General features: G+C 64.2%; 18 protein-coding genes. 13 read left to right on the top strand and 5 right to left on the bottom strand.

The window, feature by feature from the left end:
* Positions 1 to 64 precede the first annotated feature (64 nt).
* The 8 genes from argS (at position 65) to tatC (ending at position 6,650) form a co-directional block, all read left to right on the top strand.
* Positions 65 to 1,810: an arginine--tRNA ligase gene (gene argS, locus MNBBLIKP_RS08480; RefSeq protein ID WP_088309426.1), complete on the top strand. Its 1,746-nt coding sequence runs from the start codon at positions 65 to 67 to the stop codon at positions 1,808 to 1,810.
* 2 nt (positions 1,811 to 1,812) lie between these two features.
* On the top strand, positions 1,813 to 2,541 hold the full coding sequence (locus MNBBLIKP_RS08485) for an SPOR domain-containing protein (RefSeq protein WP_088309428.1): 729 nt from the start codon (positions 1,813 to 1,815) through the stop codon (positions 2,539 to 2,541).
* Between the two features lie 81 nt (positions 2,542 to 2,622).
* Positions 2,623 to 3,633, top strand: coding sequence for a beta-N-acetylhexosaminidase (gene nagZ / locus MNBBLIKP_RS08490; protein ID WP_088309429.1), 1,011 nt, complete (start codon positions 2,623 to 2,625; stop codon positions 3,631 to 3,633).
* The gene (locus MNBBLIKP_RS08495; RefSeq protein WP_088309431.1) at positions 3,630 to 4,430 is read left to right on the top strand and encodes a segregation and condensation protein A; all 801 of its coding nucleotides are present in this window, start codon (positions 3,630 to 3,632) and stop codon (positions 4,428 to 4,430) included. Before nagZ ends, MNBBLIKP_RS08495 begins: the two co-directional genes overlap by 4 nt.
* Positions 4,427 to 5,068, top strand: coding sequence for an SMC-Scp complex subunit ScpB (scpB, locus tag MNBBLIKP_RS08500; protein WP_088309433.1), 642 nt, complete (start codon positions 4,427 to 4,429; stop codon positions 5,066 to 5,068). Before MNBBLIKP_RS08495 ends, scpB begins: the two co-directional genes overlap by 4 nt.
* 129 nt (positions 5,069 to 5,197) lie before the next feature.
* On the top strand, positions 5,198 to 5,425 hold the full coding sequence (tatA, locus tag MNBBLIKP_RS08505) for a twin-arginine translocase TatA/TatE family subunit (protein WP_088309435.1): 228 nt from the start codon (positions 5,198 to 5,200) through the stop codon (positions 5,423 to 5,425).
* Between the two features lie 27 nt (positions 5,426 to 5,452).
* On the top strand, positions 5,453 to 5,842 hold the full coding sequence (tatB, locus tag MNBBLIKP_RS08510) for a Sec-independent protein translocase protein TatB (RefSeq protein WP_088309438.1): 390 nt from the start codon (positions 5,453 to 5,455) through the stop codon (positions 5,840 to 5,842).
* 4 nt (positions 5,843 to 5,846) lie between these two features.
* Positions 5,847 to 6,650 carry a twin-arginine translocase subunit TatC gene (gene tatC, locus MNBBLIKP_RS08515; protein WP_088309440.1) on the top strand — a complete coding sequence of 268 codons (804 nt, stop codon included), beginning with the start codon at positions 5,847 to 5,849 and terminating at the stop codon, positions 6,648 to 6,650.
* A gap of 102 nt (positions 6,651 to 6,752) precedes the next feature.
* On the opposite strand, the gene MNBBLIKP_RS08520 is transcribed toward tatC, so the two are convergent.
* The 3 genes from MNBBLIKP_RS08520 to MNBBLIKP_RS08530 are packed head-to-tail and all read right to left on the bottom strand — an operon-like array spanning position 6,753 to position 9,861.
* Positions 6,753 to 8,426 (bottom strand): amidohydrolase, encoded by a 1,674-nt coding sequence (locus tag MNBBLIKP_RS08520; protein ID WP_088309442.1) that lies wholly within the window; start codon positions 8,424 to 8,426, stop codon positions 6,753 to 6,755.
* Between the two features lie 5 nt (positions 8,427 to 8,431).
* Positions 8,432 to 9,328 carry an NAD(P)-dependent oxidoreductase gene (locus MNBBLIKP_RS08525; protein ID WP_088309444.1) on the bottom strand — a complete coding sequence of 299 codons (897 nt, stop codon included), beginning with the start codon at positions 9,326 to 9,328 and terminating at the stop codon, positions 8,432 to 8,434.
* 32 nt (positions 9,329 to 9,360) lie between these two features.
* Positions 9,361 to 9,861 (bottom strand): DUF4402 domain-containing protein, encoded by a 501-nt coding sequence (locus MNBBLIKP_RS08530; protein ID WP_176399718.1) that lies wholly within the window; start codon positions 9,859 to 9,861, stop codon positions 9,361 to 9,363.
* Positions 9,862 to 10,031: 170 nt separating this feature from the next.
* Here MNBBLIKP_RS08530 and MNBBLIKP_RS08535 point away from each other — a divergent pair, with 170 nt between their 5' ends.
* The 4 genes from MNBBLIKP_RS08535 to MNBBLIKP_RS08550 all read left to right on the top strand — a co-directional run bounded on the left by MNBBLIKP_RS08535 (position 10,032) and on the right by MNBBLIKP_RS08550 (position 15,723).
* Positions 10,032 to 11,282, top strand: a complete 1,251-nt coding sequence (locus MNBBLIKP_RS08535; RefSeq protein ID WP_088309450.1) for a threonine ammonia-lyase — start codon at positions 10,032 to 10,034, stop codon at positions 11,280 to 11,282.
* Between the two features lie 163 nt (positions 11,283 to 11,445).
* Complete coding sequence (locus MNBBLIKP_RS08540) at positions 11,446 to 12,297, top strand: arginyltransferase (protein WP_088309452.1); 852 nt, start codon at positions 11,446 to 11,448, stop codon at positions 12,295 to 12,297.
* Positions 12,298 to 12,733: 436 nt separating this feature from the next.
* The gene (locus tag MNBBLIKP_RS08545) at positions 12,734 to 13,960 is read left to right on the top strand and encodes a hypothetical protein (protein ID WP_140420560.1); all 1,227 of its coding nucleotides are present in this window, start codon (positions 12,734 to 12,736) and stop codon (positions 13,958 to 13,960) included.
* Between the two features lie 308 nt (positions 13,961 to 14,268).
* On the top strand, positions 14,269 to 15,723 hold the full coding sequence (locus tag MNBBLIKP_RS08550; protein ID WP_217896668.1) for an amidohydrolase family protein: 1,455 nt from the start codon (positions 14,269 to 14,271) through the stop codon (positions 15,721 to 15,723).
* 119 nt (positions 15,724 to 15,842) lie between these two features.
* Here MNBBLIKP_RS08550 and MNBBLIKP_RS08555 read toward each other — a convergent pair whose 3' ends face one another.
* Both MNBBLIKP_RS08555 and MNBBLIKP_RS08560 read right to left on the bottom strand, forming a co-directional pair.
* Complete coding sequence (locus tag MNBBLIKP_RS08555) at positions 15,843 to 17,267, bottom strand: aldehyde dehydrogenase family protein (RefSeq protein WP_088309457.1); 1,425 nt, start codon at positions 17,265 to 17,267, stop codon at positions 15,843 to 15,845.
* Between the two features lie 150 nt (positions 17,268 to 17,417).
* Entirely contained in the window at positions 17,418 to 17,978 is a 561-nt protein-coding gene (locus MNBBLIKP_RS08560) for a lysozyme (protein WP_088309460.1), read from the bottom strand.
* Positions 17,979 to 18,170: 192 nt separating this feature from the next.
* Here MNBBLIKP_RS08560 and MNBBLIKP_RS08565 point away from each other — a divergent pair, with 192 nt between their 5' ends.
* Entirely contained in the window at positions 18,171 to 20,441 is a 2,271-nt protein-coding gene (locus tag MNBBLIKP_RS08565; protein WP_217896669.1) for a putative bifunctional diguanylate cyclase/phosphodiesterase, read from the top strand.
* Positions 20,442 to 20,489 lie beyond the last annotated feature (48 nt).

The raw sequence follows: 20,489 nt of genomic DNA on the forward strand, positions 1-20,489 counted from the left end.
GCGCTGCCACCTCCCCCAGAGGGGGAGGATTTCAATGAATCGCAAAACAGGCTAACCGCCCGCCATGACCCAGACCAAGACTCTCCACGCCGCCTTTGCCGGGCATGTCGCTGCTGCGCTTGATGCGCTGGAGGCGGCGGGCACTCTGCCGTCCGGCCTCAGCCGCGCCGCCGTTGCAGTGGAGCCGCCGCGCGATTCGAGCCACGGCGATCTTTCAACCAATGCCGCGATGGTCCTGGCCAAGCCTGCGGCGATGAACCCGCGCGCGCTGGCCGAAGCTCTGGTGGCAGAGCTGGCCAAAGTTGCACAAGTAACCAGCGCCGAGATTGCCGGACCCGGCTTTATCAACCTGCGACTGGCAGACAGCGCCTGGCTGACCGAACTCGGCGCGATTGCCGCGCTGGGCGATGATTATGGCCGTTCGGCGGTGGGCGGGGGATCGACCGTCAACGTCGAATACGTCTCCGCCAACCCGACCGGGCCGATGCACATGGGCCATTGCCGCGGCGCCGTGGTGGGCGATGCCCTGGCGGCGCTGCTGGAGTTTTCCGGACACACGGTGATCCGCGAATACTACGTCAACGATGCCGGCGGGCAGGTCGATGTGCTCGCGCGTTCGGTCCATCTGCGTTACCGCGAGGCGCTGGGTGAGGACGTGGGCGAGATCCCCGAAGGGCTCTATCCCGGCGATTATCTGGTCCCCACCGGGCACCGGCTGGCGACCCATTACGGCAGCAAATTCGTTTCCGCCCCCGAAAGCGAATGGCTCGCGCTGTTCCGTCAGGAAGCGGTCAGCGACATGCTGGTGATGATCAAGGCGGACCTTGCCCTGCTGGGCATCCACCACGATCTGTTCAGTTCCGAAGCCGAACTGCAGGCCGCGGGCAAGCCCGAAGAGGCCGAGGCGTGGCTGCGCGCGCACGATCTGGTCTATGACGGGCAGCTTGAAGCGCCCAAGGGCAAGACGCTGGACGATTGGGAGCCGGTCGAACTGCCGCTGTTCCGCTCGACCAAATTCGGTGACGATCAGGACCGCCCGATCAGGAAGAGCGACGGCAACTGGACCTATTTCGGCGCCGACCTCGCCTATCACTTCCAGAAGGCCGCCAGCGCCGATGCACTGGTCGACATCTGGGGCGCGGACCATGCCGGGACCGTGAAGCGGATCAAGGCCGCCGTCGCCGCGATGACCGGGGCCGAAGGCAAAGCCACTCCGTTCGAAGTCAAGCTGGTGCAGATGGTGCAGCTGCTGCGCGATGGTGAACCGGTCAAAATGTCCAAGCGTAGCGGCAACTTCGTGACTTTGGCCGATGTGGTGCGCGAAGTGGGCAAGGATGTGGTCCGCTTCACCATGCTCAGCCGCAAGCCCGAAGCGCAGATGGACTTTGACTTCGCCAAAGTGGTTGAAGCGTCAAAGGACAATCCGGTGTTCTATGTGCAGTACGCCCATGCCCGGATCCGTTCGACCCTGCGCAAGGCCGCAGGCGAAGGCTTTCTGCCCGCTGACACCGACCTGAATCTGCTGGGCGAGGAAGAGCTGGCGCTGGTCAAGCTGGCCGCACAGTTCCCCCGTCTGGTCGAAGCCGCCGCCAGCGCGCGCGAACCGCACCGGGTCGCGTTTTTCCTCAACGATCTGGCCGCCGCGTTCCATGGTTACTGGAATCTGGGCAATGACAAGCCGGAAAAGCGGTTCATCGTGGCACAGGATGGTAAACTTACCGGCGCAAGGCTTTATCTTGTCACGCAAATGGGGCAACTTGTCCGCAATGGCCTCGCGCTGCTCGGCGTTGAGGCGGTGGAGGAAATGTGACCATGACGGGCGATGAGAAAGACAGCTGGCAGGACCACGCTGAAGAGCTCGGCGGCGAACCGCTGGAAACGCAGCAGCTTGACCTGTCTGATGAGGAAGAACGGCTGCCCTGGCTGGAAAGCTCGGAAGACGAAGACTGGGGCGAATACGAAGGAACCAACACCGGGCGCCTGCTAGGGCTGGTGGTGATGGGTCTGGTCGCGCTGGCGGCGATTGTTGGCGGAATCTGGTGGGCTACCCATCGCACGCCCGATCCGGCGCTGGTGGCCGATGGCAGCACGATCGAGGCGCCCGGTGCCCCCTACAAGGAAGCACCCAAGGATCCCGGCGGCAAGACTTTTGACGGAACCGGGGATTCAAGCTTCGCCGTGTCCGAAGGGCAGAACCGCCCGGCCCAGCTGGGCGGCGCGCCTGCGGTTCCGGCATCGGCAGCCCCTGCTGCTGCGCCGGCCGGGGCCAAGGCCGGTGCTGCGCCCGCCGCAGCGCCCGCTGCGGGCGGTGTCGGGGTGCAGGTTGGCGCTTTCTCCTCGCAATCGACTGCCGAAGCTGGCTGGAGCAAGCTGGTCGGCCAGGCCGGCGGCGCACTGTCCGGCGTGCCGCACCGCGTGGTGGCGGGCAGCGCCGATATCGGCACAGTCTATCGCCTTCAGGCGGTCGCTCCCGATAGCAGCGCAGCCAATGCACTGTGCAGCCGGCTGAAAAGCGCGGGAATTTCCTGCCAGGTTAAGTAAGCGCGGCCGCTCCGGGGTAATCCACACCCCGGGGCCTGCTTACCCTTGCCGAATCTGCCCGCACCTGCGAGCCTTTGCCGCATGACTCCTGCGATTTTCGGCCTGTCCGGGCTGACCCTGACTGACGATGAACGCGCCTTTTTCCGCGATGCGGATCCGGCGGGCTACATCCTGTTCGGCCGCAACGTGCAGGACCGGGCGCAGCTGCGCGCGCTGACCGATAGCTTGCGGGACATCCATGGCCGCGCACGCCTGCTGATCACCATTGACCAGGAAGGCGGCCGGGTCGCTCGGATGAAGGCGCCTGAATGGACGGCCTATCCCGCTGGTGAAGCGTTTGACCGGCTTTATGACCTTGCCCCCGCCTCAGCGATTGAGGCCGCGCGCGCCAATGCCGAGGCGCTGGGGCATGATCTGGCCGAAGTGGGGATTACCTGCACCCACGCCCCGGTGCTCGATGTGCGCCAGCCCGGCGCGCACGATGTGATCGGCGACCGCGCCTATGGCAGCGAGCCCATGCGGGTCGCCGCGATCGGCCGCGCGGTGCTGGACGGGCTGGAACGCGCCGGGATCTGCGGCACGATCAAGCACATGCCGGGCCATGGCCGATCGCTGGTCGATACTCACAAGGAACTGCCGACCGTAACCGCCAGCGACGCAGAACTGGAACTGGACCTTGCCCCGTTCAAGGCACTGGCCGACGCACCGATGGCGATGACCGGGCATCTGGTATTCACCGCCTGGGACGGGGATCATCCGGCTACCCAGTCGCCCTTTGTGATCGAACGGATCATTCGCCAACGGATCGGGTTCGGCGGACTGCTGCTGACCGATGACCTGGATATGGAGGCGCTGTCCGGCTCTGTGCCGGAACGCGCCGAAGCGTCAGTCGCGGCGGGCTGCGACATTGCGCTCAATTGCTGGGGGCGGATGCCCGACATGGTCGGGATCGCCAGCCGCTTGCCGGTGATGGGGCCGGAAACCGCCGTGCGGCTGGAACGTGCGCTGGCGGTAACGCGGGTCGATGGCGCGGCGGGGCGGCAGGCCGAACTGCTGGCCAAGCGCGATACGCTGCTGGAGCTGGCTGCATGAGCGACCTGGATGACACCCCCGCGCTGACTCTGCCCGAGGATGATTGGCAGGGAGTGGCCAGCGCCGCGCCGGATGATGCGGCGCTCTATCTGGAACTTGATGGCTGGGAAGGGCCGCTGGACCTGCTGCTTGATCTGGCGCGGCGGCAGAAGGTGGACCTGCGGCGGATTTCGATCCTGGAACTGGTCGATCAGTATCTGACCTATATCGAACGCGCCGAAGCGCTGCGGCTGGAACTGGCGGCGGACTATCTGGTGATGGCGGCCTGGCTCGCCTACCTCAAATCGGCACTGCTGCTGCCGCGTGACGAGCAAGTCGATCCCAGTCCCGAAGAACTGGCGATGCGTCTGCAACTGCGGTTGCAGCGGCTGGCGGCGATGCGCGATGCGGCGGGGCGGCTGCTGGGGCGTGACCGGCTGGGCCGCGACACTTTCCGGCGCGGCGCACCCGAAGGACTGCGGGTGGATCGCAAGCACCTGTGGCAGTGCGATTGGTTCGCGCTGGTTCAGGCCTATGGCCAGGTCAAGGCGCGCACCCAGCCGGTGGTCCACATGGTGCGTGACCGCATGGTGATGACGCTGGACAGCGCCCTGTCGCGCGTGTCCGCGATGCTGGGCGTGAATATCGACTGGATGGAGTTGCGCAGCTTTCTGCCGCCGCATGCCGATCCCCGGCTCAAACGGTCCGCCCTGGCCAGCAGCTTTGTCGCCGCGCTGGAACTGGCGCGGCTGGGCAAGGCGGAATTGCAGCAGGAGGACACCTTTGGCCCACTGTTGCTGCGGGGAATCAAGGCATGACCCGGCCCGCCCTTCGACAAGCTCAGGGTGATCGGCCCGACGATCTGGTCCGCGCGGTGGAAGCGACGCTGTTCGCAGCGGAAGAACCGATGAGCGCTGAGGCGATTTCCACCCACCTGGGTGGGGCAGAGGTGAAGGCGGCGCTGGCGGAATTGCAGGCGTTCTATCACGGGCGCGGGATCGAACTGGTTGAGCGTGGCAAGCGCTGGCACTTTCAGAGCGCGGCAGACCTTGCCCATCTGCTCCGGCGTGAGCGTGAGGAAGTGCGCCGCCTGTCCCGCGCGGCCACCGAAGTGCTGGCTATTGTCGCCTATCACGAACCGGTCAGCCGCGCCGAGATTGAAGCGATCCGCGGCGTGCAGACCGCCAAGGGCACACTGGACGTGCTGATGGAGGCCGGCTGGGTGCGGATTGTTGGTCGCCGCGAAGTGCCGGGACGTCCGGTGATCTTTGCCACCACGCCCGATTTTCTGACCCATTTCGGCCTTGAAAGCCGCCGCGACCTGCCGGGAATCGACGAATTGCGCGCCGCCGGGCTGCTCGATCCGGTGGAGGATGCGCTGGCGGCGGCGATGGACGTGCCGGGCCAGGAAGACGCGCCCGATACCGGTCCGGATGAGGTCGAAGCGGAGTCCTAAGCCCGGGCGGTCCGGCGAAGATCAATGTTCGCGATCTGTCGACAGTGACTCGCAAATCACGCATACATGGCTTACATGGGGCCAACCGGACGGGCGATGCGCTGCCTTGGTCCAATCAGGAGTAAATCGATGGGTCTTTCACTTCCGCACCTGGTCATTCTGGCGCTGGTGGTGCTGGTGCTGTTCGGCCGTGGCCGCATTTCCGAAATGATGGGTGATTTCGGCAAAGGTATCAAAAGCTTCAAGGAAGGCATGAACGAAGAGGCCAAGCCGACCCCGCCTTCGGCCCAGATCCCGCCGCCGGCTGCAACCGTCGTCGAACCGGCGACCGACCAGAACCAGACTCCGCAGCAGTAAGCCCGTCCCTTTCGGGCGGAGTGCGCCATGTTTGATATTGGTTGGGATGAAATGCTGCTTACGGCGATCGTGGCGATCGTCGTTATCGGCCCCAAGGACCTGCCCCGCGCGCTGCGCACGGCCGGGCGCTGGATCGGCAAGGTCCGGCGGGTTTCGGGGCATTTCCGGTCCGGCATCGAATCCATGATCCGCGAGGCGGAGCTGGAGGAAATGGAAAAGCAGTGGCGCGAACAGAACGCCGCGATCATGGCGCAAAATCCCGCTGCGGCGGACCCCGATCCGGCGCACCCCAACCCGGCCAGCGCGGAAGCGGCTCTGGTCGGGCAGGATCCGGGCACTGGCACGCCGCCCGCTGCGCCGCAGGATGTGGCAGCTGCTGCCGATCCCGCAGCCGCACCCGCCGCGCCAAAGGTCTGACCCGATGGTATTCCAGGTTCACGACATCGATGAAAGCCAGGCCCCGCTGCTCGACCACCTGATCGAACTGCGCTCGCGGTTGCTGCGCGCGATCCTTGCACTGGCGCTGGCCTTTTGCATCTGCCTTTATTTCGCCAACCAGATCCTGGCCTTTCTGGTCCAGCCGCTGATCAGGGCCGGTCAGAACGAACTGATCTATACCAAGCTTTACGAAGCCTTCTTCGTGGAACTGAAAGTGGCGCTGTTCGGGGCCTTTTGCCTGTCGTTCCCGGTGATCGCCAACCAGATCTGGGCCTTTGTCGCCCCGGGGCTCTATGCCAAGGAAAAGAAGGCGTTCCTGCCGTTCCTGATCATGACTCCGGTGCTGTTCACCATGGGTGCGGCGCTGGCCTATTACGTGGTCATGCCCACCGCGTTCGAATGGATGCTGGGGTTTGAAGGCAACAAGGGCGGGCTTGAATTGAAAGCCATGCCGGCCACCGGCGATTACCTGGGGCTGGTGATGCAGTTCATCCTGGCTTTCGGGATCAGCTTTCTGCTGCCGGTCCTGCTGCTGCTGCTCAACCGCGCCGGGATCGTCAGCCGGGTGCAGCTGGCGGGGATGCGGCGCTATGTGATTGTCGCGATTACCGCCGTCGCGGCGGTGATTACGCCCCCCGACGTGGTGTCGCAGCTGATGCTGCTGGTGCCGATGCTACTGCTGTTCGAAGGATCACTGATCGTGATGTGGCTGGGCGAACGCAAGGAAGCGAAAGCGGTGGAAGGTACTGCGCAGATCGATTCCCCCTCCTCTTCAGAGGAGGGGTAGGGGTGGTGGCGCGGCCTTGGCCGCGCTCGCGCAGCGACATTTGCGTAACGCCCAGCACCACCCCCAACCCCCTCCTCTAAAGAGGAAGGGGCCTTTCGGTGCCTACTTCGCCGTAGCACTATCCCAGGCCAGCCGTCCGTTTACCCAGCTTTGCAGCACCTTGGTTTCGCGCAAGTCGCCGGGTGCGGCCAGCATCGGATCGCGGTCCACCAACAGGAAGTCCGCCCGTTCGCCGCGCACCAGCCGGCCAAACCGGCCTTCGGCAAACCCGGCATAGGCACCGTTCACGGTATAGGCTGCCAGCGCTTCTTCGCGCGTCACGCGTTCTTGCGGCTGCCAGCCGCCGAATGGCTGTCCATCCGGGCCTTGCCGCGTGATCGCCGCCGCCAGCCCGGCAAAGGGATCGGGCAGCTCGACCGGCGCGTCTGATCCAAAAGCCAGTTTTGCGCCGCCTGCCTGAATGCCTTTCCAGGCATAGGCCCCGGCCAGCCGTGCCGGGCCCAGCCGCGCTTCGGCCATAGTGCGGTCGCTGGTCTGGTGGACCGGCTGCATCGATGCGATCACGCCCAGCTTGCCGAACCGGGCAATGTCCGCCGGATCGACCACTTGCGCATGTTCGATCCGCCAGCGCCGGTCACCTTTGTAGGTCAGCGCCAGATCCTCGATCGCGTTCAGCACTGCGGCGTTCGCCTCGTCCCCGATGGCGTGGACCGCGACCTGGAAGTGATCGAGCGCGGCGCGGCTCATCATGTTCTTGAGCGCGGTATCGGCGGTGATCCGCAAGCCTTTGGTGGCGGGTGCATCGGCATAGGGTGCCTTCAGGCTAGCCCCGCGCGATCCCAGCGCGCCATCGCCGTAAAGCTTGACCCCGTTCAGCCGCAGCCGGTCGTCATAAAGCCAGGGTGAGGGGCCCGGCCCGCCGATCAGTTCCATCGCCTCGGTCCCGCCGGCATAGGCCATGATCCGGATCCGCAGCGCGCCATTATCGCCCGCGCGGCGATAGCTTTGCCAGTCCTCGATCGAAGTGCCCATATCGGCAGCGGAGGTTACCCCGCGCGCCAGCAGCAGGTCTTGCGCCTTGGCCAGCGCCAGATCGCGGTCTTCGGGGCGCGGTTCGGGCACTTTGCGATCGATCAGCGCCATGGCGGTATCCACCAGCACGCCCGCCGGTTTTCCGCCCGGAAGCACACGATCGATCTTGCCGCCTGCAGGGTCCTTGGTCAGCGCCGTGATCCCGGCCGCCGCCAGCGCGCGGCTGTTGGCCCAGCCAGCATGGCCATCGACGCGCTCCAGCCAGACCGGCTTGTCCGGGACCAAGGCGTCGAGTTCGGCAGCGGTGGGGAACCGGCCCAGCTGCCACAACTCCTGGTTCCAGCCGCGCCCCAGAATCCATGGGCGGTCCGGGTGCTGTTTGGCATAGGCGGCAATCTTTGCCTGTGCTTCGGCCAAGGACTTCGTTTCCGAAAGATCCAGCGTCAGGGCACCAAACCCGATCCCCATCACATGGAGGTGACTGTCAATCAGCCCGGGCATCAGGTAGCGGCCCTTGCCATCGACCAGATAGTCAACCTTGCCCGGCCGCTTGTCACCGCGGCGCAGCACTTGCACGATCCGGCCATCATCGCCCACCAGCAGGCCGGTGAAATGGTCGATCCCACCGGTCGCGTCGAGGGTTACGCCATCGACATTATCGACCAGCGTATCAGCGAGCACCGGGGCGGGCAGGGCGAGGGCAAGGGCGGCCAAAATCCTCCCCCTGTGGGGAAGGATTTTCATGCGCCTCACTTCTTCACCCGCCGGGGCAGGCGGCGCACCAGCGCGCTGGTATCCTGCCGTCCGCCACCAAGCGCCTGCACTTCGGCATAGAACTGGTCGATCAGCCCGGTGACCGGCAATGATACACCAATCGAGCGGCCTTCTTCCAGCGTCAGGCCCAGATCCTTGCGCATCCAGTCCACCGCAAAGCCGAAATCGAATTCGTCCTTGGCCATGGTGTGCCAGCGGTTGTCCATTTGCCAGCTTTGCGAGGCACCGCCCGAAATCGCTTCGTACACCTTGTCGAGATCGAGGTGCGAGGCTTCGGCAAAGCGCAGGGCTTCGGACAGGGTGGCGATGATCCCGCTGAAGGCGATCTGGTTGACCATCTTGGTCGATTGCCCGGCCCCGGCCTTGCCCACGTGGACAATCCGTTTGGCATAGGCCTGCATGATCGGGGTGGCCGCCGCGATTGCATCGGCGCGGCCGCCGCACATGATCGAAAGCTGGCCGTTCTCTGCGCCCGCTTGTCCGCCGGTGACCGGGGCATCAACGCAGTGCACCTCAAGATCGCGCGCTTCAACCGCGATCTGGCGGGCGATCCGGGCGCTGACGGTGGTGTGGTCGATAAAGGTCGCGCCGCGCTTCAGCGTGGTGAACACGCCGGTCGGGCCAAGCACCACATCGGCAAGGTCATCATCGTTGCCAACACAGGTCAGCACCACGTCCGCACCTTCGGCGGCTTCGGCCGGGCTGCCGGCCAGCCGCACGTCCAACCCGGGGTTAGCCTCGCGCCAGCGTTCAGCCCGCGCCGGGGTGCGGTTGTACAGGGTCAGCCGGTGTCCGGCATTGCCGATGTGCCGGGCAATCGCCCCGCCCATCACGCCAAGACCCAGGAAGGATACGTTTTTGGGTTCACTCATTCGCCAAGCTCTATCGGCTTGGCGGGGCACCCTCAATAGTATTCGAGGTTGACGCTGAATTGCCCGGTGTAGACGCCCGGCGCCTGATTGGGATTGATGTTCAGCCGCGCACCCAGCTTTACCACCGTACTGCCCCCGCTGATCCGCACGACCGTTCCCGATCCGCCGGGAAACTGCGGTTCGGCCAGGATCGGAGCGCCCGGACCGGTCAGCTGGAATGTGGGATCAAAAGTTACCTGCACGTCGGCATCGCTGCCGGTGAGTTCCAGCTGCGATGGCGCAAAGCTGCCCGCGCAGACCAGCGCCGTATCGCAGGACCGGCCGGTCGACGAAGGATCGATCAGTACCACGCCGCCATTGGCGTTGTCGCGCAGCGCGACGTGGCCGAAATTCATGTCGAGCAGCACTGCGAACTGGATCGTATCGAGCACCTGGGCGGTGGCGGTATTGGTCTGGACGGCTTCGGCCTGCGCCGCGCCAGGCAGGGCGGCAACAAGCACGGCTGCGGCGATCGGCGCCGGTCGGATCGGCATTTTCTTCATCCCGCAAGTCCCCCGTGAAGCGCAAGTTCCGCTCCGTTGAACATCTCTTTAGACCGCAACAGGTTCGGGAAAGGCGAAGCGACGTGGTTAAATCGGGGTAACCACACGGCGGGCTGCGCGGGTTTGCATGGGGCGCTGCTTTCCGTTAGGGCGCGCGGGACATGAACACCGCCACGAACCCCGCCGCGCAAGACACGGCCTCGCTGCTGACCCTGGACGACGTGCGTGCGGCGGCGGGCCGGATTGAAGGCGCAGTGGTCCGCACGGCGATGGATTACAGCCGCACCCTGTCGCAAATCACCGGGGCAGACATCTGGCTGAAGTTCGAAAACCTCCAGTTTACGGCAGCTTACAAGGAACGCGGTGCGCTCAACGCGATGCTGCTGTTGGGGGGAGAGCAGGCCAACCGCGGGGTAATCGCGGCATCGGCGGGCAACCATGCCCAGGGCCTGGCCTATCACGGCGCGCGGCTGGGGATCCCGGTAACCATCGTCATGCCGCGCACCACGCCGACCGTGAAAGTGCAGCAGACCGAAGTGCTGGGCGGCAAAGTGGTGCTGTTCGGCGAAACCTTTGACGAAGCATCGGCCCATGCCCGCCAGCTGGAGGATGAGCTGGGGCTGACTTTCGTTCACCCGTTCGACGATCCGCATGTTGCCGCGGGGCAGGGCACCGTGGCGCTGGAAATGCTGGAACAGGTGCCGGAACTCGACATGCTGGTCCTGCCGGTTGGTGGCGGCGGGCTTGCCTCGGGCATGGGCACGGCGGCGCGGGCGATCAAGCCCGACATCGCGCTGATCGGGGTAGAGGCAGAACTGTTCCCTTCGATGTACAACCGGCTGAAGCACAACGATCTGCCCTGCGGCGGCGATACCCTGGCCGAAGGGATCGCGGTGAAAGAACCGGGGGCGTTCACATCACAGGTGCTGCGCCGCCTGCTCGACGATGTGGTGCTGGTCAGCGAATCTGCGCTGGAACGGGCCGTGTCGCTGTTGCTCCAGATCGAAAAGACCGTGGCCGAAGGCGCGGGCGCGGCGGGGCTGGCGGCGGTGCTGGCGCATCCGGCGCGGTTCAAGGGGCGCAAGATCGGCATCCCGATCACCGGCGGCAATATTGACACCCGGCTGCTCGCCAACGTGCTGCTGCGCGATCTCGCCCGCTCTGGCCGCCTCGCCCGCCTCCGCCTCACCCTGCAAGACCGCCCCGGCGCGCTGTTCAAGGTGATGCGCGAATTTGACGCGCATAATGTCAACATCATCGAGATCTACCACCAGCGGATTTTCACCCATCTGCCGGCCAAGGGTCTGATCACCGACATCGAATGCGAAGCCCGCGACCGCGAGCAGCTGGAAGCCCTGATCGAGAGCCTGCGCGAAAAGGGTTACGCGGTCGATTCCGTCGAGCTTAACTAAGCCCGCCCCACCTGTACCGTTTTGCGCACCGCTTTGGCGGGAATACGTGCGCCTGTGCAAATTCACCCTTTGCCAACCATGTTTCGTGGTTAAAGTTCTTTCAACGCGCCCCCCGCATGGGCATAAGGTGCGGGTAGTCCGAAATTAAGGATATGGCGTTTCCGTGACGGCCCCCGTTCGCTTCCCCCGGTTCTTCGTCACGAGCCCCGCGCCGTGCCCGTATCTGCCGGGCAAAAGCGAACGCAAGGTGTTCACGGAGCTCAAAGGTCCGCATTCGGACGAGCTGAACGACGCGCTGGGCCGGATCGGGTTCCGCCGCAGCCAGACCGTCGCCTATCGCCCCAGCTGTGCGGATTGCAACGCCTGCGTTTCGGTGCGGGTCGTGGCGAAGGAGTTCCGTCCCTCTGCCACCCAGCGCAAAAGCCTGCGCCGCCATTCAGACCTGATCGCTACTATGTGTCGTCCCTGGTCCACCGCTGAACAGTTTGAACTGCTGCAACGCTACCTTGGCGTGCGCCATCCCGGCGGCGGCATGGCCAACATGGACGAGGTCGACTTTGCCGACATGGTGGAGCACACCCCGGTTGACAGCTATGTCATCGAATACCGCGAACCGCGCGCCGATGGCACGCCCGGCCGGCTGGTCGGCGCCTGCCTGACTGACCGGCAGGGCGATGGCCTGTCGATGATCTACAGCTTTTACGAACCCGATCAGGAAGGCCGCAGCGGCCTTGGCAACTATATCATCCTTGATCACATCCGCCGCGCGACGGAACTGGGCTTGCCCTACGTTTACCTCGGCTACTGGGTCGATGGTTCGGCGCGGATGCAGTACAAAGTGCGTTACCGCCCGCTTGAACGCCTGACCCGCGAAGGCTGGAGCCGCTTCAGCGACGAGGCGCAGGACGCCCTGATCGCCCGGGCAGCCACGATCCGCCGCGAATTGGCCCCGCCGATCGACGGCAGCACCAAGGACGGCGCCCACGGCGGGCAGGACCAGTACCGCTACGCCTGATCCGCGCCCTTGGTCAGGCCAGCGGTAGACACCCAAGAGGGGGCGAAGTGGTGTGACCTTCCAGTGCGAAGTTTCGGCTAAAACTAATTGAATTTCAGGCAAAATTATCCGGTTAAATGGTGCAGAAAAGCCGCCCGGATCTGTGACCTTCCAGTTTCCCGCCAGCGCGCCGCCCGCCACCAGCACATCACCGCGCAGCCAAACCCTGCGCCCGAATTCCGCATCGACAATGTCAAAGACAACCCCAGGCAGATTCGCCAGAGCCAGTCGCAGAGTGACAGCGCGGCGGCGTGTAGGAAAATGGTTTGTGTGGGGGGAGGGGGCATGAAGGGCAAAGTCGCCGCCGCTATTGTCCGCAATCCCAGTGGCGCAATTATCCAATGCCGGGGTGGCCAGGTTGGCTATCATGCACTGTGCGGAAGATCTGCACAGCTGCGTGAACTGGATTGAGATGATCGGAAAATACGCCTTGCTGTGGCTGGTTGCAGGCACCGCCCTCTTCACCTTGCCGGCCAGTGCGCAAACCGCGCAACAGCGCGCGGAAATGAAAACGAACGAGCTTGCAGCGAAAGGGCGGGACTATTTCGATCGCGGCGAAGCTGCCGAAGCGGATGGTAACAATACCGCTGCCTGTTCGTTGTTCAAAGGAGCAGCGGCGGCTTGGCAAAATGCCAATTGGGCCAACATCGGCATGCTGACTGAAATTGGCCAGAACGGCCAGTATGACAAGGATGTGGTTCTCGCCAATGGACGGGCGCTGGGCAGAAATTCCCAGGTTGCGGATGCACGCGCAAGGGCAGTGTGCGGCAAGCCGGATAAAGTTGGCCAATCCCGGGCCTATTCATCCAGCAGCTCTTCTGCCGCTGGTGTGTCACCCCGTTACGTGCGGCCTGATATGTCCGCGCAAGTGGCGGCATTGCAGACGACGATCAATGCTGGCTATGGCTTCGCGCAAGCGGCGGTGGTTCGCTATGGCGCGCGCGACACGGCGGGAAGCTGTGCCAATGCCAACAATGCGGCGGCCAGGTACAAGCAGGCCCAAAGCGATGCCCGGGCGATCCTCAAGGCAGCGGGCAGCTATGCCGATGTCGCAGAACTTGATCTGCGCGCTATCGATGCCAATGCCGCGAAGGCTGCGGTTGAGGCGCAGAGTTTCTATTGCAAGCCGGCCGTGATCGCACCCGGGTTTGCCGCTGAAATTGCCGCTTTCATGACCATGAAATCAGAACTTCATCTGGAACGCGGGGCACCCACCCCTTTGAGCAGCGCGCGCGCACTTGCCGGGCGCAAGGTCTGCACCACCGACCGGCTGTTCGCGGCAATCGAGGCAGGTTCGGAAATGGCCACTGCGATCAACGACGGCTGCCAAGCCTTTGTATTCATGTACAACATGAACCGCCCCAGCAATGCCTGCAGCGCACTGGCGGACGCGGGGGCTTCGCTTGGCAGGGCCGATCCGGTCTATGCGGTGCAGGCCAAGCCCTTTCGGCAGAGTCTGGACGAGGTGAGCCGTGCCTTCAAATGCCCTGCGCCAAGGGCCGCAACGAGCGCTTCCCCTGCCTTCGAAGGGCCGTCTGATCTGAAAGAGATTGCGCCGGACCTGCCGCCGCAAAAGCTTATCACCAAACCCTATCCAGCACGTCCTGCCTTGCCCGTGCGGTAAGGACAGAATGGGAATCGTCAGTGCAGCGCTGCACTTCAGTCTGGTCGGGAGAAACGCCATGTCCCCGTTTTATCGATCGTGCCGGCGAAAGATGACAATCCCGAAATCCCGCCACCGATGCCTCTGCGCGTTTGGGTCGCGTCATCGCTTATGCGGTCGATTTTCTTGGCGTATTCCGTTGCATTGACGGCACAGATGGTGATTGTTGCCCATGTGCTTGGTTGGGTGTGACAAATGCTGCCCGGACTGTTCAGGCAGAATGGTTCGAAACGCTCGCGTGATCAGGCCCAGTTAGCAAAGGTGAGGTCATGATGGTCGATCGTCCCGCGAAGCAGCCTGCTCTGTTCCAGACCCGCTTGATGGCCCTGTCTGCAGCGCTGCTGCTGTTGGCGGGGGCGGCCCAGGCCAAGCCTGCAAATTCGGCAGCTGCAGAGCCGCGCGCCACTGTGATCGAACATGTATATGTGCTGCCGATGACACCGGACGGCGCGATCATCAGCGATGCCACCGTGGTGATCCAGAATGGCCGGATTGCATCGCTGAATGGACCCGCCCCGGCCAAGGCCGTGCGGATCAATGGCAAGGGGAAATGGCTGATCCCCGGCCTGGCGGACATGCACGTGCACTTGCCTTCGGACGGCATGTCGCGCGCGCCAAAATATCCCACCGAAGCGCCCAACATGCTGTTTGACACCCAGGATGCGATGACACCCTATATCGCCAATGGCGTGACCCAGGTGCTCAATCTGGATGCTGTCCCGGCATCGATCGGACAAAGGAATGAAATCGCGCGGGGCCAGGTGCTGGGGCCGCACATGGCTCTGGCTGCGGTCATCAATGGCGGCGAAGGACGCGGCCGCATTGTCAATACGCCCGCTGACGGCCGTCAGGCTGTCCGCAGCGTCAAGGCGGAAGGCTATGACTTCGTAAAAGTCTATTCGGACCTGAATGTTGAGACTTTTCAGGCGATTGTCGATGAAGCCAACAAGCTGGGCATGAAAGCGGTGGGGCACATTCCGGAAAGCTTTGAAGGCAAGCTGGAAAGCGCCTTTCTGCCCGGTTTTTCGCTGGTGGCGCATGCTGAGGAGTTTTCCAAGCAGTCGCCCAATTTTACCGATGAAGATGCCGTTCGGTTCGCGAAGCTGGCCAGGAAGAATGGCACCTGGGTCACGCCCACTCTGGTCGTCATGCGCTGGATCGCCAGCGAAACGCGCTCTCTGGATGAAATGAAGGCGAATACCGATCTGCAATATGTGCACCCGATCCTGCAAAGCAAATGGCTCACCGCCAATCGCTATCACAGGAATTCAACGCCCAAGCTGACAGCATACTTCGACCGGATGGTTGAATTCCATCGCCGCCTGGTTCGGGCTCTGAAGGCAGAAGGGGTCCCGATGGTCGCGGGGTCGGATGCCCTGACATCAGGCGTGGTCGGCGGGTTTTCGCTCCACGAAGAACTCGAACTGCTGGTGGGGGCCGGTCTGACCAACGCCGAAGCGCTCGCATCGGCCACGCGCTTGCCCGCCGAATGGTTGGGGGTGGATCGTGATCGCGGCACCGTCGAGGTAGGCAAACGGGCTGATCTGGTACTGCTTGATGCCAATCCGCTTGTCGATGTGGCGAACACGCGCAAGATTGCCGGGGTCGTGCTCGATGGCCGGTGGCTGAGCGGGGCCAAACTGGCGGGCATGCTCGCGGATCTGGCAAAGCGGAACACCGCAGACCGGGACAAGTATGATTGGCTCAGCTTGACGCGGCAATAGGACGGGATCGCTGAAAATCCGGCGACAGGCCGCAGTTCCCGCCGCTTGCCAAGTTCAAAAACAAAACCCCTCCCCGCACCGGGCGGGAAGGGGTTCTGCTTAGATCAGCAAACGAAGGATCAGGCTGGCAGGCCCGAAATCGCTTTCATTTCCATGAAGTCCTTAAGGCCGGCCAGACCGCCTTCGCGGCCGTTGCCGCTCTGCTTGTAGCCGCCGAACGGGGCGCCGGGGGTGGGGCCCCAGTTGTTGATCGCAACCATGCCGGCCCGCAGCTTGGTAGCGACAGGAGCGGCCTTGGCCGGATCGCCACTGATCGCGGCGGAAAGGCCGTATTCGGTGTCGTTGGCCATGTCGATCGCCTGATCGAGGCTGTCATAGGCCATCAGGGTCACCACCGGACCGAAGATTTCCTCTTGCGCGATGCGCATGTCGGCGGTCACGTCGGTGAACACGGTCGGCTGGATGTAGAAGCCACGGTTGACGTTGCTGGGCAGATCAGGGCCGCCGGTGACCAGCGTTGCGCCCTCGTCAATCGCCGACTGGATCAGCCCGCGCACCTTGTCGAACTGCGCCTTGTTGACCAGCGGGCCAAGATGCTGGCCTTCGGTCATCGGATCGCCGACCGGGGTGGCCGAATACATTGCCTTGGCGAATTCCGCTGCTTCACCCATGCGCTCGCGCGGGACCAGCACCTTGGTCGGGCTGATGCACGACTGGCCGGTGTTGACCAGCGGGCCCATCAGGGTGGCGGGCAGGTGCGCGGCGAAATCGGCGTCGGGCAGGACCAGGTTGGGGCTCTTGCCGCCCAGTTCCTGATGGACGCGCTTGACCGTCGGCGCGGCGGCGATCGCCACTGCGATGCCCGCGCGGGTCGAGCCGGTGAAGCTGACCATTTCGACGTCAGGGTGGCTGGAAATGGCGTTGCCGGTGGTCGGCCCGTCACCCTGCACCAGGTTGAACACGCCCGGCGGCACGCCCGCAGCGTCCAGGATTTCGGCAAAGATCGCCGCGTTGGTCGGGCATTCTTCCGAAGGCTTGAGCACCATGGTGTTGCCACCAGCAAGGGCAGGCGCAACCTTGAGCGCGATCTGGTTGAGCGGCCAGTTCCACGGGGTGATCATGCCGACCACGCCGATCGGCTCATAAGCCACCTTGTAGCCCGGTCCGTCTTCGAGGAAGTTGAAGTCCTTGAGCGCGGCCATGGTGCCCATGAAGCCGCCGATCCCGGCGCCGACCTGTGCGGTGGCAGCGAACGAGACGGGCGCGCCCATTTCCTCAGCCATGGCCTGGGCCAGGTCAGGGGTGCGCTTCTTGTATTCTTCAACGATCCGGCCCAGCACGGCGAGGCGTTCCTCACGCGTGGTCTGGCTCCAGCTTTTGAAGGCACGGCGGGCGGCGGCAACCGCCTTGTCAACATCGGCCTTGGTGCCGACGGTGATGACCGCGCAGGCTTCTTCCGTGGCGGGGTTGATCACTTCGCGGCGCACGCCGCCTTCGCTGTCCACCCATTTGCCGTCGATATAATGTTGCAGCCGCTCGCGCATCGCGAATCTCCCTTTAATGGTGCGATTAACCCGGCGAATGTCGGGGCTGGCGGGGTCAATTGCAAGATGCAATCGGTCTGTATGCCAGACAGATCCGTTCAGTTTGCGCCGCAGCGGGGCAGGGCGGGGGCGAGCGGCTGCCGGTTTGGGTCAGCCGCTTGAATAGAGCTCCGCTTCCGCCATGCGGCGGCGGACCAGGCCGGGCAGGCGTTTGCCCCCGGCATGGACCCATTTGCCGAATTCGGCCGCCGCGCCGGCGTGATCCCCCGCCTTGTGCCGCTTCGTCAGGGTCGCCTTGGCGATGGCGCCGGTGTTGTAGTGAAAGCTGACCAGCGCATCGAACTGGCTCTGGGTGGTGGGGGCGCTGCCGATGGCGCGGGCCACGTCGCGGGCAAACCGCTCCAGATCGCGCGCCAGCCGATCATCACATTCAGCGCGGGTCCAGACCGTGCCGGGGCCGATCCCCCGCCCGGTCGCGCCCCAGCCGATCGTCCAGGGCGCTCCGCCTGTGCCGGGGTCGGGATAGGCTTCATAGCGCCCGTCGCTGCGGGCCCGGGCGCAGCCTTCGAAACGCTGGATCAGCGCCAGCCCGGCCGGGCTGATCGGTGGCTCGACCGGGGCCGGGTGGGGCGGCGCGGGTGGCGGCGGCAGGGCATCGTCCTGCGCCTTCATCCGGCGCAGCGCGGCAAAGAAATCGAATTCCATGTTCATGGGCAAGCCTCCTCGAATCGAGAGGCCGGAACATTAAGCACGGAGCAGGGATGTAGGAAAATCGTTTCTGCGCGGGCGATGCAGCGGGTGTAAACCGTCTCCACTTTGGCAAATCATCCTTAACCATCTGCAACTAAGGGCGAAAGGATGGGGCAATGGGACCGAACAAGGCGCCGGCTGGTCCGGCTGGCCATGACCGAAGTGGGGGAAGGCAAACTTGCCGTCACCCTGCTGCTGTCGCTGCTTGCCTTTTCCGTGCTGCTGGCGCTGGGCTTCCGATCGTCTACCGCCTTTGTCGACAAGCTTGACCGGACCCACGAGCAACAGCTGGTAGTGAACTTTCTGGATCGCCAGGCCGAGGCCGGGGCGGGGCAGATCAAGGTCCAGGTGACTTGGGACGAAGCCTTTGACAAGATCGGATCGGGTCAGCTCGATCCTGCCTGGGCGGATACCTATATCGGCGATTTCCTGTGGTCGAACTTTGGGTATGACCGGCTCTATGTGGTCAGTCCGCGCGGGGACATGCTGCGGGCCTGGCGCGATGGCCGGGCCGAACCGGCTGCTGCCGGCGGCGCTGACTTTGCCCAGCTGGGTGCGCAAGTGCAGCGCCAGCTGGCAGCGATGGGCAGCAATCGCGCGGTGTTCGGCCAAACCGCCAAGCTGCGACAGCTGCAGGATACCGCCTGGCCGTTTAGCGCACAGGGCAAGCCGCTGACCCGCTGGGGCCATGCACTGATCCAAATCAATGGCCAGCCTGCGATGCTGAGCGTGGTGCCGGTGCTGCCCGACGCCCGGTTTGACCGGCTGCGCGCCAGCCCCAATCACCTGGTTGCTGTGCAATTCTTCGACCCTGCCTTTCTGGGCGGCATGGGGCGGCAATTGCTGCTCAAGGACATGCAGCAGGCCCGCGCTGCGCCAGTGAACGACGAACTCAATTCACTGCCGCTGATCAGCCAGGACGGGGTGCAGGTTGGCCAGCTGACCTGGCACGCGGAACTGCGCAGCGCGATGGTGCGGGGCAAGACACGGCCGTTCTTTGCTGCCTACCTGCTATTCCTGGTTGCGATCATGCTGGGCGGACTGAGCGTGATCAAGATGTTGCGCAATGCCATGGCCCGATTGCGCCAGCGCGAGGCACAGGCTACCCACGCCGCTCGGCATGACGAGATGACCGGCCTGCCCAACCGGATGCATTTCATCGAACGGCTCGAAGCGCAGCTGTCAGTCCTGTCGGTCAAACAGGATCGGGGCCTGGCGGTAGCCTTCCTCGATCTCGACCATTTCAAATACATCAACGACACGCTTGGCCACCCGGCCGGCGATGCGCTGGTCCGGCAAGTGGCCGCGCGCGCGCGCAAGTGTCTGCCCGCCAGTGATCTGATCGCACGGCTGGGCGGGGACGAATTCGTGGTGATGCGCACTGCTCCGCGCGACCACGGCGGGATCCGGCAGCTGGGGGCAGACCTGATGGCGCTGTTCGCCGCGCCGTTCAATATCGATGGGCGGGTGATCGATGTCACTGCCTCATGCGGGATCAGCTGGGCTCCGGATCAGGGGCTGACCGGCGAAGATTTGCTGCGCAATGCCGATATTGCGCTGTTCCGCGCCAAGCAGCGCGGCCGTGCCCGGTGGCGGGCATTCGACCGCGAAATGGAAGGCACGGTGCGCCGCCGCCTGCTGCTGGAACTGGAACTGCGCAAGGCCTTGCAGGGCAATGGCCTGTCGCTGGCCTATCAGCCGATTGTCGATGCAGAGACCGGCGCGGTGGCCGGGGCCGAGGCATTGCTGCGCTGGAACCATCAGGAACTGGGGGCGCTCAGTCCGGCGCTGTTCGTGCCGGTGGCTGAGCAGGCGGGCATGATGCCGCTGCTGGGCTGGTGGGTAGTCGGGCGGGTGTTTGAACAGTGCCGCGAATGGCCCGGGGTCAACATTTCGATCAACCTTTCCCCCTTGCAACTGACCGCGCGCGGGTTCCTGGAGGATCTGGCGGTTCTGACACAGGAATTCGCGGTCGATCCGGCGCGGATCACTTTCGAAGTGACCGAAGGCGTGCTGATGGAACGCGGCACCGGGGCCTTTGCCGTGCTGGAAGGGCTGAAACAGCTGGGCTTTGCCGTGGCGCTGGACGATTTCGGAACCGGCTATTCCAGCCTCAGCTATCTGCGCGGGTTTGATTTTGACCGGATCAAGATTGATCGCAGCTTCGTCCATGACATCGAAAGCGATTGCAACGCGCATTCGATCCTGAAAGCGATCGTGGCATTGGGCCACAGCCTGAACACCCGCACCGTGGCCGAAGGGGTGGAAACCCCGCTGCAGCGCGATCTGGTGCGCGCTGCCGGGTGCGAACTGATTCAGGGCTACCTGTTCCACCGCCCGATGCCGGCCGAAGACTTTTCGTTGCTGCTTAAAGGACGCCGTCAGAGCGATACCGTGCTGCGCCACCGGAGCGCTGCGGCCTGATAACTGCAGCAAAAAGGGCGCCCGGATTGCTCCGGACGCCCCATTGCA

The sequence above is a fragment of the Novosphingobium sp. B 225 genome (genome assembly GCF_002198665.1).
GTDB lineage: Bacteria > Pseudomonadota > Alphaproteobacteria > Sphingomonadales > Sphingomonadaceae > Novosphingobium.

Excerpts from the sequence above, each read along its gene's own strand:
- argS (WP_088309426.1), top strand. The coding sequence starts at position 65 with ATGACCCAGACCAAGACTCTCCACGCCGCCTTTGCCGGGCATGTCGCT.
- MNBBLIKP_RS08485 (WP_088309428.1), top strand. The coding sequence starts at position 1,813 with ATGACGGGCGATGAGAAAGACAGCTGGCAGGACCACGCTGAAGAGCTC.
- nagZ (WP_088309429.1), top strand. The coding sequence starts at position 2,623 with ATGACTCCTGCGATTTTCGGCCTGTCCGGGCTGACCCTGACTGACGAT.
- MNBBLIKP_RS08495 (WP_088309431.1), top strand. The coding sequence starts at position 3,630 with ATGAGCGACCTGGATGACACCCCCGCGCTGACTCTGCCCGAGGATGAT.
- scpB (WP_088309433.1), top strand. The coding sequence starts at position 4,427 with ATGACCCGGCCCGCCCTTCGACAAGCTCAGGGTGATCGGCCCGACGAT.
- tatA (WP_088309435.1), top strand. The coding sequence starts at position 5,198 with ATGGGTCTTTCACTTCCGCACCTGGTCATTCTGGCGCTGGTGGTGCTG.
- tatB (WP_088309438.1), top strand. The coding sequence starts at position 5,453 with ATGTTTGATATTGGTTGGGATGAAATGCTGCTTACGGCGATCGTGGCG.
- tatC (WP_088309440.1), top strand. The coding sequence starts at position 5,847 with ATGGTATTCCAGGTTCACGACATCGATGAAAGCCAGGCCCCGCTGCTC.
- MNBBLIKP_RS08520 (WP_088309442.1), bottom strand. The coding sequence starts at position 8,426 with ATGAAAATCCTTCCCCACAGGGGGAGGATTTTGGCCGCCCTTGCCCTC.
- MNBBLIKP_RS08525 (WP_088309444.1), bottom strand. The coding sequence starts at position 9,328 with ATGAGTGAACCCAAAAACGTATCCTTCCTGGGTCTTGGCGTGATGGGC.
- MNBBLIKP_RS08530 (WP_176399718.1), bottom strand. The coding sequence starts at position 9,861 with ATGCCGATCCGACCGGCGCCGATCGCCGCAGCCGTGCTTGTTGCCGCC.
- MNBBLIKP_RS08535 (WP_088309450.1), top strand. The coding sequence starts at position 10,032 with ATGAACACCGCCACGAACCCCGCCGCGCAAGACACGGCCTCGCTGCTG.
- MNBBLIKP_RS08550 (WP_217896668.1), top strand. The coding sequence starts at position 14,269 with ATGATGGTCGATCGTCCCGCGAAGCAGCCTGCTCTGTTCCAGACCCGC.
- MNBBLIKP_RS08555 (WP_088309457.1), bottom strand. The coding sequence starts at position 17,267 with ATGCGCGAGCGGCTGCAACATTATATCGACGGCAAATGGGTGGACAGC.
- MNBBLIKP_RS08560 (WP_088309460.1), bottom strand. The coding sequence starts at position 17,978 with ATGAACATGGAATTCGATTTCTTTGCCGCGCTGCGCCGGATGAAGGCG.
- MNBBLIKP_RS08565 (WP_217896669.1), top strand. The coding sequence starts at position 18,171 with ATGACCGAAGTGGGGGAAGGCAAACTTGCCGTCACCCTGCTGCTGTCG.